The organism is Massilia sp. HP4, from assembly GCF_005222695.1.
Lineage (GTDB): Bacteria > Pseudomonadota > Gammaproteobacteria > Burkholderiales > Burkholderiaceae_D > Telluria.
Window position 1 is genome coordinate 301,199 of the sequence record NZ_STGG01000012.1, and the last position, 11,996, is coordinate 313,194.

At 63.7% G+C, this 11,996-nt stretch carries 12 protein-coding genes; 8 read left to right on the forward strand and 4 right to left on the reverse strand.

The genetic code is table 11. The features are described 5' to 3' along the window. Nucleotides 1-55: 55 nt before the first annotated feature. On the reverse strand, nt 56-1,378 hold the full coding sequence (locus tag E8M83_RS06750; protein ID WP_137172591.1) for an amino acid deaminase: 1,323 nt from the start codon (nt 1,376-1,378) through the stop codon (nt 56-58). A gap of 87 nt (nt 1,379-1,465) precedes the next feature. Between E8M83_RS06750 and E8M83_RS06755 the strand changes: the two genes are divergently transcribed. After that, nucleotides 1,466-2,761 carry a hypothetical protein gene (locus E8M83_RS06755; protein ID WP_229491440.1) on the forward strand — a complete coding sequence of 432 codons (1,296 nt, stop codon included), beginning with the start codon at nt 1,466-1,468 and terminating at the stop codon, nt 2,759-2,761. A 74-nt stretch (nt 2,762-2,835) separates the two neighbouring features. On the opposite strand, the gene phbB is transcribed toward E8M83_RS06755, so the two are convergent. Further along, a complete protein-coding gene (gene phbB / locus E8M83_RS06760; RefSeq protein ID WP_137172592.1) occupies nt 2,836-3,576 on the reverse strand; it encodes an acetoacetyl-CoA reductase in 741 nt (246 codons plus the stop codon). Nucleotides 3,577-3,666: 90 nt separating this feature from the next. Continuing rightward, nucleotides 3,667-4,845 carry an acetyl-CoA C-acetyltransferase gene (locus tag E8M83_RS06765; protein ID WP_137172593.1) on the reverse strand — a complete coding sequence of 393 codons (1,179 nt, stop codon included), beginning with the start codon at nt 4,843-4,845 and terminating at the stop codon, nt 3,667-3,669. Nucleotides 4,846-5,175: 330 nt separating this feature from the next. On the opposite strand from E8M83_RS06765, the gene minC reads away from it, so the two are divergent. From minC to E8M83_RS06785, 4 genes are all read left to right on the forward strand, one after another. After that, on the forward strand, nt 5,176-5,967 hold the full coding sequence (gene minC / locus E8M83_RS06770) for a septum site-determining protein MinC (protein WP_137172594.1): 792 nt from the start codon (nt 5,176-5,178) through the stop codon (nt 5,965-5,967). 36 nt (nt 5,968-6,003) lie between these two features. Next, nucleotides 6,004-6,819, forward strand: a complete 816-nt coding sequence (gene minD, locus E8M83_RS06775) for a septum site-determining protein MinD (protein ID WP_137172595.1) — start codon at nt 6,004-6,006, stop codon at nt 6,817-6,819. Nucleotide 6,820: 1 nt separating this feature from the next. Next, entirely contained in the window at nt 6,821-7,072 is a 252-nt protein-coding gene (gene minE / locus E8M83_RS06780; RefSeq protein WP_005663943.1) for a cell division topological specificity factor MinE, read from the forward strand. 207 nt (nt 7,073-7,279) lie between these two features. Next, on the forward strand, nt 7,280-7,816 hold the full coding sequence (locus tag E8M83_RS06785; protein WP_137172596.1) for a carboxymuconolactone decarboxylase family protein: 537 nt from the start codon (nt 7,280-7,282) through the stop codon (nt 7,814-7,816). Here the strand turns inward: E8M83_RS06785 and E8M83_RS06790 are convergent, their stop codons facing one another. Further along, nucleotides 7,817-8,413, reverse strand: a complete 597-nt coding sequence (locus E8M83_RS06790; RefSeq protein ID WP_229491441.1) for a hypothetical protein — start codon at nt 8,411-8,413, stop codon at nt 7,817-7,819. Between the two features lie 247 nt (nt 8,414-8,660). Between E8M83_RS06790 and E8M83_RS06795 the strand changes: the two genes are divergently transcribed. The 3 genes from E8M83_RS06795 (at nt 8,661) to prfA (ending at nt 11,875) form a co-directional block, all read left to right on the forward strand. Next, nucleotides 8,661-9,350 carry a response regulator transcription factor gene (locus E8M83_RS06795; RefSeq protein WP_137172598.1) on the forward strand — a complete coding sequence of 230 codons (690 nt, stop codon included), beginning with the start codon at nt 8,661-8,663 and terminating at the stop codon, nt 9,348-9,350. Between the two features lie 73 nt (nt 9,351-9,423). After that, the gene (gene hemA / locus E8M83_RS06800; protein WP_137172599.1) at nt 9,424-10,698 is read left to right on the forward strand and encodes a glutamyl-tRNA reductase; all 1,275 of its coding nucleotides are present in this window, start codon (nt 9,424-9,426) and stop codon (nt 10,696-10,698) included. 100 nt (nt 10,699-10,798) lie between these two features. Beyond that, nucleotides 10,799-11,875 carry a peptide chain release factor 1 gene (gene prfA / locus E8M83_RS06805; protein ID WP_137172600.1) on the forward strand — a complete coding sequence of 359 codons (1,077 nt, stop codon included), beginning with the start codon at nt 10,799-10,801 and terminating at the stop codon, nt 11,873-11,875. The last annotated feature ends 121 nt before the right edge of the window (nt 11,876-11,996 follow it).

Below are 11,996 nucleotides of genomic sequence, written 5' to 3' on the forward strand. Positions count from 1 at the left end.
CGGCTCTTGTTGGCAGTGATTCAAGAAGCCGATTGTAGCGTAACGACACCGGCTTTCAGAAGAAGGTATTGAGCGCGTAACGCACCGTGTAATCGTCGTCCACCGCCAGCAGCAGCGGCCATTTGTCGAAGGTCGTGCAGGGATGCGAGATGCCGCAGCCGACCAGGTCGCCGACCGCCAGGCTGTCGCACAGCGGGTCGCCCTCGGGCAGCCGCAGGTAGGCGTGCTGGTCGTTCATCTTGACAATGGCGCAGCTGGCCGGCAGCCCGGCTGGCGCTCCATCGCCGTCGGGCCGCGCCGTGTGGAGCGGGACCGGCAGGTCGGCGTCATACGAAGCGTCGCGCTTGCCCATGGTGAGGATGGCCAGGGTCGGCTCGGGGCGCGACTGCACGCAGCTCCAGACCTCGAGGGCGGGACGCAGCCCTTGCTCTTGCCCTCCCGCGCGCGCATCGAGCTCGGCGAGATGGCGCCCATACATGCCATGGTCGCTGGTCAGGTAGCAGCCGCTGCGCAGGATGGCGCGCACCGGGCGCGACAGGCCGGCGACGTCCTGGAAACCGCGCGCCACCAGGTCGAAATACGACGAACCGCCGGCCGAGACCAGGATCTCGGACGCGGCAAACCATCCCTCGGCATCGGCGCCGCGCACCAGCCCGACCAGCCGCGCCAGGAAATCGTCGACCTGGCGCAGGTCGGCGGCGCGGTCGTCGCTGACGAGCAGGCCCTCGTAGCCCTCGAAGCCGGCCAGCGCCAGGCCGTCGACGGCGGCGATCGCGCGCGCCACGGCCATCGCTTCCTGGTCGCTGCGGCAGCCGGCGCGCTTGCCGGCCAGGCCCAGCTCGACCAGCACCGGCAGCGGTCGCGCCAGCCTGTGCGCGGCAACCGCCTGCGCCAGGCGATCGACGCCGACCTGCGAATCGGCCAGCACGATGCAGTCGAAATCCGGATCGCCCTGCAGCAGCGCCAGCAGCGCCGCGATATCGGCACGCGCCACCAGCTGGTTGGCCAGCAGCACCCGGCGCACGCCGAAGCGGTGGGCGACCTGCACCTGGGTCGCGGTGGCGAGGGTGATGCCCCAGGCGCCGTTGGCAAGCTGGGCGCCGAACAGCTGCGGGCTCATCGTGGTCTTGCCATGCGGCGCCAGGCTGACGCCGTGGCGTTCGCAGAAAGCGTGCATCCACGCAAGGTTATGGCGCAGAGCGGATTCCTTGAGCACGGCGACCGGGAAACTGGTGTCGCTGCGCAACACATTCCAGCCCTGCACACCGATCGCCCCCTGGCGCAGCGGCGCCTGCAAGGGCAGGCCCTTGATACCGGGAAGCAGCAATTGTTCGTCCAAGCTGGACAGGGCGAGGCCGCCATGGGGCAAGGTGTGCATGAGTCTCTCCCGGCAAATATCGATGGATGCCATTGTAGATCGAGGCAGGGGCCAAGGTCCCTGGGGCCACCAATTGTGAAAAATACCATGTTACAACCTGTAACATTTTTTCCTAACTGCATCAGTTATCCTAGTAAATGTTTCGCGCATTCCATTGCACAAGTAACATTTGTCCATACTCTAGGGAAAAACATGTCTCCACGTCACACCATCCAGCTCAGCACCGTCCTCGCTCTTCTCGGCTCCGCCATCGCGATTCCTGCAAGCGCCGCGACCCTGACCGTCGGCCCTGGCCAGACCTATACCACCCCGTGCAAGGCGTTCGCCGTCGCAAAGGCTGGCGACACCGTCAATATCACTGGCAACACCACTTATCGCGGCGATGTCTGCGCCATCAAGCAGAACAAGCTGACTATTCGCGGCGTGAACGGCCGCCCGAAGATCGATGCCGGCGGCAAGAATGCACTCGGCAAGGGCACCTGGGTGGTGCAAGGCAATGACATCATTATCGAGAACGTCGAGATGTTCGGGTCCAAGGTTCCCGACCGCAACGGCGCCGCTTTGCGCCTTGAAGGCACCAACTTCACCCTGCGCAAAGCTTTTATTCACGACAACGAGAATGGTATTCTGAGCGGCGTCAATACCGCCAGCAATATCGTGATCGAAAACAGCGAGTTCGGCCACAACGGCAACGGTACCGGCCAGACGCACAACCTGTATATCGGTAAGGCTGGCAGCCTGGTCTTCCGCTTCAATTTCTCGCACGATGCGGATGCCGGCCATAACCTCAAATCGCGCGCGCGCATCAATACGATCGCCTACAACCGCTTTTCGAGCACCGTGCCAGGCCAGACCGGCACCACGGCGAGTGGCAAACCCAGCTACGAAATCGACCTGCCAAATGCGGGCACGTCCTACATCATCGGCAATGTGATTCACCAGCCGCTCGCGCACAGCAATTCGAATCTTGTCGCCTACGGGATGGAAGGCGCTGGCAACCCAAGCCATGAGTTATATGTCGTCAACAATACCTTCCTGAACGATGACAGCGCACGTGGAACTTTCGTGCTGATCGGTTCGAAAGTGACCAAGAAGATTCTTCTGCAGAACAATATCTTCAGTGGTACCGGGGCCGTGACCAACCAGGTCGGCGCCGTCGAAAAGACCAACTACCGTTCCGTGGCGCCAGGCTTCGTCAACCGCGCTGCCTGGGACCTGCGTCCGACCGCAAACGCCATGGTGGTCAATGCCGGCTCGGCGCCGGGCAAGGCGAGCAGCGGCATCTCGCTCAAACCGGCCTATGTCTACCAGCACAGCGCTACGGCTGCGGCCCGTCCGGCGGTCAAGACCATCGACGTTGGCGCTTACGAATCGGCCCTGTAATCGCGTACCATCCATGAAAAATGCCGTTCAGCATGCGCTGAACGGCATTTTTCATGACCAGTGATCAGATCGAATCACGACATATGCTGTCCGCCATTGATCGCGATATTCGCGCCCGTGACAAATGCAGCCTCATCCGACGACAGGAAAGCCACCAGGCCCGCCACTTCTTCTGGCTTGCCCAGGCGGCCCATCGGAATCTGCGGAATGATCTTGGTCTCGAGCACTTCGCTCGGGATGTCCATCACCATCTTGGTGCCGATATAGCCGGGCGAGATCGTATTGACGGTCACGCCCTTGCGCGCCACCTCGAGTGCCAGCGCCTTGGTGAAGCCGTGCATACCTGCCTTGGCCGCCGAGTAGTTGGTCTGGCCGAAGGCGCCCTTCTGGCCGTTGACCGACGAGATATTGATGATGCGGCCCCAGCCGCGCTCGACCATGCCGTCGCAGACCGGCTTGGTCATATTGAAGACGGAGTCGAGGTTGGTCTTGATGACGGCGTCCCAATTGACCTTGTCCATCTTCTTGAATGTCATGTCGCGGGTGATGCCAGCGTTATTGACCAGCACGTCGATCGGACCGACGTCGGCAATCACCTGGCGCACGCATTCCTGGGCGGCGTCGTAGTCGGCCACGTCGCAGGCATAGGCCTTGAAGTCAAAGCCCTGCTCTTTCATGGCGCCGAGCCAGGCGTCGACCTTGGTATTGCCCGGCGAGAAAGTGGTGACGACCTGATATCCCAGTGCGGCCAGCTTGATGCACACCGCTTCGCCCAGGCCGCCCATGCCGCCGGTTACTAATGCTACTCGAGCCATTGTCTTCTCCAGTTTTATTGTGTCAAACATGTGAAACCGGCGGCGCCGCTTCGCTGCAGCGTGCCGCCGCACTATACCGTCTGGCCGAAATCAGTCGCGTTCGACCGCCAGCGCCACGCCCATGCCGCCGCCGATGCACAGGCTCGCCAGGCCGCGCTTGGCGTCGCGGCGGATCATTTCGTGCAGCAGGGTGACCAGCACACGGGCGCCCGAGGCGCCGATCGGGTGGCCCAGCGCGATCGCGCCGCCGTTGACGTTGATCTTGGAGGTATCCCAGCCCATCTGCTTGTTGACGGCGATGGCCTGGGCGGCGAAGGCTTCGTTGATTTCCATCAGGTCGACGTCTTCGTGGGTCCAGCCGGCCTTTTTCAGGCACAGCTGCGAGGCCGAGACCGGGCCCATGCCCATGATTTGCGGGTCCAGGCCGGACGACGAATAGGCCTTGATGCGCGCCAGCGGGGTGAGACCCAGCTCCTTGGCCTTGGAGGCGCTCATCATGATCACGGCGGCGGCGCCATCGTTGATGCCGGATGCGTTGCCGGCGGTGACCGAACCTTCTTTGTTGAAGGCTGGACGCAGGCTGGCCAGCGCCTCGAGGGTACTACCGGCTTTCGGGTATTCATCGGTGTCGAAGACGGTCGTGCCCTTCTTGGTCACGATCTCGACCGGGATGATTTCGTCCTTGAACTTGCCTTCTTTTTGGGCAGTTTCGGCCTTGAGCTGCGATTGCAGCGCGAATTCATCCTGCTCGGCGCGCGAGATGTCGAATTTCTTGGCGACGTTCTCGGCGGTGACGCCCATGTGGTACTGGTTGTAGACATCCCACAGGCCGTCGACGATCATGGTGTCGGTGAGCTTGGCGTCGCCCATGCGGAAGCCGTCGCGCGAGCCGGCCAGCACGTGCGGCGAAGCGCTCATGTTCTCTTGCCCGCCGGCGATGACGATCTCGGCGTCGCCGCAGCGGATCGCCTGGGCCGCCAGGTGGGTGGCCTTGAGGCCGCTGCCGCAGACCTTGTTGATGGTGTAGCCGGGCACCATGTCGGGCAGGCCGGCCTTGATGACGGCCTGGCGCGCCGGGTTCTGGCCGACGCCGGCGGTGAGCACCTGGCCCAGGATGACTTCGCTGACGGATTCGGGAGCGATGCCGGTCTTGGCCAGCAGGTGCTTGATCACTTGCGCGCCGAGCTCGGCGGCGGGAATCTTGGCGAGGGTGCCGCCGAACTTGCCGACTGCGGTGCGACCGGCGGCTACGATGACTACGTCTTCCATTTCAATCTCCGTTCAGCCGGCCACGGCCGGCGTTATTCAACATTCCCTCGGACCGGGCGCCCCATGCAAGGCAAGAGCGCCCTGTGCATGGGGTCGATAAAACCTCGAGTAACAGAATGAGGAGCCCATGCTGATGTTTAAGCAACAGCAATCTTAGCAGTTTATTCATCGAAAACAATAAGCCAATTGTGTGCATTTGATCTAGCGCATGACTTAATTTTTGGTTGCTGGCAAACGTTCAATTTCCGTTAGGAATGATGCGTGCGCGCCTGTCCTTTTCTACAATTTTCACAGTAGAATGCACAAGCGCAACGCCAACCAGACCGTTTTATGCCTAAAACCACGCTTCCCATCGAAATCAAGATTTCCACGGTCGTCGCCATTTCCACGATCCTGCACTCGGCCGACCCGGAAGCCATCGACGCGGCCCTGGAACAGATGACGGGCGGCGTATCGGACTTTTTCGAGGACGAGTTCGCGGTGATCGACGTGGCCGCGATCGCGCCCGTGGCGCCCCGGCTCGACTGGGCGGCGCTGGTGACCCTGCTCAAGAAATACCGCCTGAACGCAGTCGCCGTGCGCGGCGCCAGCCCGGCCATGATCGACGCCATCCGGGCCCAGGGTCTGGCGCTGGACGACGGATCGAGCGGCGCGCGCGCCGGCGGCCATGCGGTTGCGCCACCCGCTCCTGCGCTTGCCGCGCCAGAACCGATACCTACGCCGGCACCGGCACCGACGCCAGCCCCAGAGCCGGCCGCAGCCCAGGCCCCGGCCACGCTGCCCCTGGTCGTCGACACGCCGGTGCGCGCCGGCCAGCGCATCTATGCGCGCGGCACCGACCTGATCGTCACTGCGGTGGTGAACAACGGCGCCGAACTGATCGCCGACGGCAGCATCCATGTCTATGCGCCGCTCAATGGCCGCGCACTGGCCGGCGCCTCCGGCAATCCCGACGCCCGCATCTTCGCGCTGTCGATGCAGCCGGAGCTGGTCTCGATCGCCGGCGTGTACCGCACGTTCGACGAAGGTTTCCCATCAGACCTGTCGCGCCAGCCAACGCAGATCCGGCTGGTCGGCGACCGGATCGAACTCCAATCGCTGGCTCCGGCTCCCCGCGCCTGATCCCCGAACTGAACAGATACTGTAAAGGACTTTTTTGTGGCAAGAATTATTGTTGTGACGTCCGGCAAGGGCGGTGTGGGCAAAACGACCTCGAGCGCTAGCTTCTCCACCGGGCTGGCCATGCGTGGCCACAAGACGGCAGTGATCGACTTCGACGTCGGCCTGCGCAACCTCGACCTGATCATGGGCTGCGAGCGCCGCGTGGTGTACGACCTGATCAACGTCGTCAACGGCGAAGCGACCCTGCACCAGGCGCTGATCAAGGACAAGCACTGCGAAAACCTGTTCATCCTGCCGGCCTCGCAGACGCGCGACAAGGACGCGCTGTCCGAGGAAGGCGTGGAGCGCGTGCTCAACGACCTGGTCAAGATGGACTTCGAGTTCATCATCTGCGATTCGCCGGCCGGCATCGAGCATGGCGCGCTGATGGCGCTGACCTTCGCCGACGAGGCGATCGTGGTCACCAATCCCGAAGTCTCGTCGGTGCGCGACTCGGACCGCATCCTGGGCATCCTGCAGGCCAAGTCGCGCCGCGCCCAGAGCGGCAGCGAGCCGGTCAAGGAACACCTGCTGATCACCCGCTACTCGCCGAAACGCGTCGAAGCGGATGAGATGCTGTCATACCAGGACGTGCAGGAAATCCTGCGCATCCCGCTGATCGGCATCATTCCGGAATCGGAATCGGTCCTGCACGCCTCGAACCAGGGCAATCCGGCGATCCACTTCAAGGGCACCGACGTGGCCGATGCCTACGAGGACGTCGTCGCGCGCTTCCTGGGCGAAGAGCGTCCGCTGCGCTTTACCAACTACGAAAAGCCGGGCATCTTCCAGCGCATTTTCGGAGCCAAGTGAGATGGCATTGCTTTCATTCCTCTTCCCCGAAAAAAAGAAGAGCGCGACAGCCGCCAAGGAACGCCTGCAGATCATCATTGCACGCGAACGGACCAACCGCGCCGGTCCGGATTTCCTGCCGGCCCTGCACCAGGAACTGATCGCGGTGATCTCGAAGTATGTCAAGGTCAATCCTGACGACATCAAGGTCTCGCTCGACCGCCAGGGCAACCTGGAAGTGCTGGACGTGAACGTGGTGTTGCCGGATACCTGATCCGGCCGCCGTCGCTGTCCGACGATGCCCGCCATGCGCGGGCATTTTCTTTGGTGGAGAGCATTGTCAGCCTGAGACGATCGGGCAATTTTTAGCAGAGTTAAAGCATTCAAAGTATCGATGGGCTTGCCTATACTGGGTTCATGGCTGCAACACATCAGGCAGCCAGCCAGGCAAACCCAACAAATACTTGAACAGGAGCTCATCATGACCCGTCTCGCCTCCCACCCCGTCCCGGACGCCACCGGCGCCGCCGCCCAGCTGTTCACCGCCATCCAGGGCGCCATCGGCAAGGTGCCGAACGCCTACCGCGACATCGGCAGCAATAGCCCGGTGGTGCTGGAAGCGGTGCTGGCGCTGGATGCCAGCCTGAAGAAAACCGCGCTGTCGGCGCGCGACATCGAAGTCATCAAGCTGGCGGTCAGCGCCACCAACGGCTGCGACTATTGCGTGGCCGCGCATAGCCTGATGGGCAAGATGGCCGGCCTGCAGCCTGACGCGCTGGCCGCCGTGCGCGCTGGGCGCGCCACCGGCAACGCCCGCGAAGATGCGCTGGCGGACTTCGCCCGCGAGCTGGTGACGAGCCGCGGCACGGTGGAGGCGAGCGTGGTCGCGGCGGTGAAGGCGGCCGGTATCACCGATGCCCAGATCGTCGACGTCACGCTGGCGATCACGGCGATCACCCTGACCAACCTGTTCAACCGGATCAACGATACGGTAGTCGATTTTCCGAAAGTCGCTTGATCACATCACCAGTACCGGCTCCTTCGCCGGCCCGCTGACCGCCCCGCCGTTCACTTGCGGGGTGGCGGTATCTTCATCGCCAGGCTCCACCGGCCGCGGCGCCTCGCCTTCCGCCTCGGCCCGCTCCAGCTCGCGCACCACCTTGACGCAGGCTTCGACGTGCTGCGCCCCCATGCGCTTGAACAGCGTGTAGCCGATCGCCGCCGAGGCGATCTGGCCGGCCAGCGGCACCATCTTGGCCGTGGTCTTGACCGCCATCCGGCCCGCCACGACCTTGAACAGGCGCGCCACCGCCCCGCGCGTTACCAATTTGCCGACCAGCATGCCGCCGACCGAGGCCGCCGCCTTGTAGGCGATCACGCGCATGCGCGGATTGAGGCGCTCGATCTGCTTCTGGGTCAGGCCGAATTCGGCATTGACCTGGTCGACCAGGGCGGCGAATCCAGTGATGTCGGCCAGCAGGTCGAGACCGGGCACCGGCACCGCGGCCACCGCCGCCGACATGGCGGCGCGTTTCTTGACCAGGGCCAGGCAATGAGTGCGGGTGGAGTCGATCTCGGCGCCGCTGACGGGTATGCGGTCTTCGGGAACCGTCACCTTTTTACGTGTAAACAACATAATTTCCCCCCTCTACATTATCTGAATGACATATGAAATTCAGTCTACGCCAGTGGGGAGATTTTCTGCGTGGTCCCTTTAACACAACAGTCTTATAGTACAAATGTCACCTTTTGGTGTCCAGGCGATGTTTATCAGTAGCATCGTTTTGTGAAAGTCTGATATATTTGGTTTAACTTTGTAGGAATCTTCCTACATAGGCAACCTATCAATATTTCGCCCTGTCATGAAGATCGCCGTACTGGAGCAAGACCGCCCCCAAGCTGACCTGATTTGCCAGGTCCTCAGCGCTGCTGGCCACAGCTGTCAATCGTATGACAGCGCCAAGGATTTATTGGGGCAGTTGCGCAAGGACAGTGCGGACATGCTGGTGATGGACTGGAATGTCCCCGATATGGACGGCGCCGAAGTGCTGCGCCGCGCCAAGGAAAAGTTGGCCTCCAACGCGCCAACCGTGTTCCTGGTCGGGAACAACGCCGAGGACGACATCATCGCCGGCGTCACCGCCGGCGCCGACGACTACCTGGTCAAGCCGCTGCGCCGCGGCGAGCTGGTGGCGCGCGTCTCGGCCCTGCTGCGCCGCGCCTACCCGTCGCAGAACAGCGCCGAGCAGCTGCAATTCGGTCCCTACACCTTCGAGACCCGCCCGGGCCGCCTGCTCAAGGACGGTTCGGTGATCGACGTGACCCAGAAGGAATTCTCGCTGGCGCTGCTGTTCTTCAGGAATATCGGCCGCCCGCTGTCGCGCGCCTACATCCACGAATCCGTGTGGGTCCGGGAGAACGACGTGCCATCGCGCACCATGGATACCCACGTTTCGCGCGTACGCAACAAGCTCCATCTTCGGCCAGAGAACGGTTTCCGCCTTGTGCCGGTCTACAGCTATGGCTACCGGCTGGAAAAGCTCGGCGCCTAGGCGGCCCGCCTGAAACCCTGTCAGCAAGAGGGTATAATGGCGCCAGTCCATTGACCCTCGCCTTCCCCCCGAAATGCAACTGCTTGCCGTCGGCCTGAACCACACCACAGCACCGGTCTCGCTACGCGAGCAGCTGGCGCTCGCCCCCGACCAGATCGGCACGGCGGTGCAGTCGGCGCGCGGCTGGTTCGCGCGCCAGGGATCGAATGGCGCTGAAGAAGCGGCGATCCTGTCGACCTGCAACCGCACCGAGATGTATGCGGCCATCAAGCTGCCCGATCCTCTCGATGCTTCCGCCCAGTTCCTGGCGCACTACCATGCCCTGAACTACGCCGAGCTGCGCCCCCACCTGTACCTGCTGCCGCAGGACGACGCCGTGCGCCACGCCTTCCGCGTCGCTTCCGGCCTCGATTCGATGGTGCTGGGCGAGCCGCAGATCCTGGGCCAGATGAAGGACGCGGTGCGCACCGCCGACGCCGCCGGCGGCCTGGGCACCTATCTGCACCAGATGTTCCAGCGCACCTTCGCGGTCGCGAAGGAAGTACGCACTACCACCGAGATCGGCGCCCACAGCGTGTCGATGGCTGCCGCCGCGGTGCGCCTGGCGCACCGCATCTTCGACCGCATCGCCGACCAGCACGTGCTGTTCATCGGCGCCGGCGAGATGATCGAGCTGTGCGCGGCCCACTTCGCGGCCCAGAATCCGAAGTCGGTCACCATCGCCAACCGCACCATGGAGCGCGGCGAGGCGCTGGCCACGCGCTACAACGGCCGCGCGATCCGCCTGGCCGACCTGCCGGACAACCTGCAGGGGTTCGACATCGTGATCTCGTGCACCGCCTCGACCCTGCCGCTGATCGGCAAGGGCCTGGTCGAGCGCGCCGTCAAGGCGCGCCGCCACCGCCCGATGTTCATGGTCGACCTGGCGGTGCCGCGCGATATCGAACCCGAAGTCGCGCGCCTGGACGATGTGTTCCTGTACACGGTCGACGACCTGGCCCAGGTGGTGCAGACCGGCATGGAAAGCCGCCAGGCCGCCGTGCGCCAGGCCGAAGCCATCATCGAGACCCGGGTCCAGTCCTTCATGCACTGGGTCGGCGACCGCGCCGTGGTGCCGGTGATCCGCGACCTGCAACAGTCGGGCGAGCTGCTGCGCCAGGCCGAACTGGAGCGCGCGCGCAAGATGCTGGCGCGCGGCGACGACGCCGAAGCGGTGCTCGAAGCACTGTCGAAAGGCCTCACCGCCAAGTTCCTGCACGGCCCGCAGCAGGCCCTGCACCAGGCCGAGGGCGACGACCGCGCGCGCCTGGCCGACCTGCTGCCGCAGATGTTCCGCGGCCGCCGTTAGCGCCCCTGTCCTGTCGGCGGCCTTGCCCGCCCGCGTCGTCCCTGACGCATCCCGGCCGCCACGCGGCCATGCCGATTCCCGTTATTTTCCGAGACTGCCCATGAAACCTTCCATGCTGTTCAAGCTGGACCAACTCGCCAACCGCCTCGTCGAGCTGGATGAACTGTTAATGAGCGAAGGCGCCACCGCGAACATGGACAGCTACCGCAAGATGTCGCGCGAGCGCGCCGAGCTGGCGCCGCTGGTGGACGTGTATCGCCAGTACCAGGGCGCGCTCGGGGATACCGAAGCGGCGCAGGAGCTGCTGCAGGATCCGGAGATGAAGGACTTCGCCCAGGAAGAAATCGGGGCCGCGAAGGAGCGCATGGCGGGCCTCGAGCTGGAACTGCAGAAAATGCTGCTGCCGAAGGACGCCAACGACGAGCGCAATATTTTCCTGGAGATCCGCGCCGGCACCGGCGGCGACGAATCGGCCCTGTTCGCGGGCGACCTGCTGCGCATGTACACACGCTTCGCCGAACGCAACCGCTGGCAGGTCGAGATGGTGTCCGAGTCGGCGTCCGACCTGGGCGGCTACCGCGAAGTCATCGTGCGCGTGGTCGGCAACGGCGCCTATTCGAAGCTGAAATTCGAATCGGGCGGCCACCGCGTACAGCGCGTGCCGGCCACCGAGACGCAGGGCCGCATCCACACCTCGGCCTGCACGGTGGCGGTGATGCCCGAGGCCGACGAAGTCGAGGACGTCGACATCAACCCGGCCGACCTGCGCATCGACACCTACCGCGCCTCGGGCGCCGGTGGCCAGCACATCAATAAAACAGATTCCGCGGTGCGGATTACCCACCTGCCGACCGGCCTGGTGGTGGAATGCCAGGACGATCGCAGCCAGCACAAGAACAAGGCTTCGGCCATGAAAGTGCTGGCGGCGCGCCTGAAGGACGCCCAGTTGCGCGAGCAGCAGTCGAAGGAAGCGGCCACCCGCAAGAGCCTGATCGGCTCGGGCGACCGCAGCGAACGCATCCGCACCTACAACTTCCCGCAGGGCCGCCTGACCGACCACCGCATCAACCTGACCTTGTACAAGCTCGACTTCATCATGGACGGCGACCTGAAGGAACTGACCGATGCGCTGGCCCAGGAACACCAGGCCGAGCTGCTGGCGGCGCTGGGCGACTAAAAGCGATAAGCTGACTTAAGTCATTGTTAAGTTGCCAGATTGAAAATGCACGACGTCGGGCATGGCCGCTTCGTGCGAGAATAAGCTTGCTTCGCCCCCGGTACACGTTCTGAGAAAGCCA

Bases quoted from the DNA above. Each gene is read 5' to 3' on its own strand.
- E8M83_RS06750 (WP_137172591.1), bottom strand. From the start codon at position 1,378: ATGCACACCTTGCCCCATGGCGGCCTCGCCCTGTCCAGCTTGGACGAA.
- E8M83_RS06755 (WP_229491440.1), top strand. From the start codon at position 1,466: ATGTTACAACCTGTAACATTTTTTCCTAACTGCATCAGTTATCCTAGT.
- phbB (WP_137172592.1), bottom strand. From the start codon at position 3,576: ATGGCTCGAGTAGCATTAGTAACCGGCGGCATGGGCGGCCTGGGCGAA.
- E8M83_RS06765 (WP_137172593.1), bottom strand. From the start codon at position 4,845: ATGGAAGACGTAGTCATCGTAGCCGCCGGTCGCACCGCAGTCGGCAAG.
- minC (WP_137172594.1), top strand. From the start codon at position 5,176: ATGCCTAAAACCACGCTTCCCATCGAAATCAAGATTTCCACGGTCGTC.
- minE (WP_005663943.1), top strand. From the start codon at position 6,821: ATGGCATTGCTTTCATTCCTCTTCCCCGAAAAAAAGAAGAGCGCGACA.
- E8M83_RS06785 (WP_137172596.1), top strand. From the start codon at position 7,280: ATGACCCGTCTCGCCTCCCACCCCGTCCCGGACGCCACCGGCGCCGCC.
- E8M83_RS06795 (WP_137172598.1), top strand. From the start codon at position 8,661: ATGAAGATCGCCGTACTGGAGCAAGACCGCCCCCAAGCTGACCTGATT.
- hemA (WP_137172599.1), top strand. From the start codon at position 9,424: ATGCAACTGCTTGCCGTCGGCCTGAACCACACCACAGCACCGGTCTCG.
- prfA (WP_137172600.1), top strand. From the start codon at position 10,799: ATGAAACCTTCCATGCTGTTCAAGCTGGACCAACTCGCCAACCGCCTC.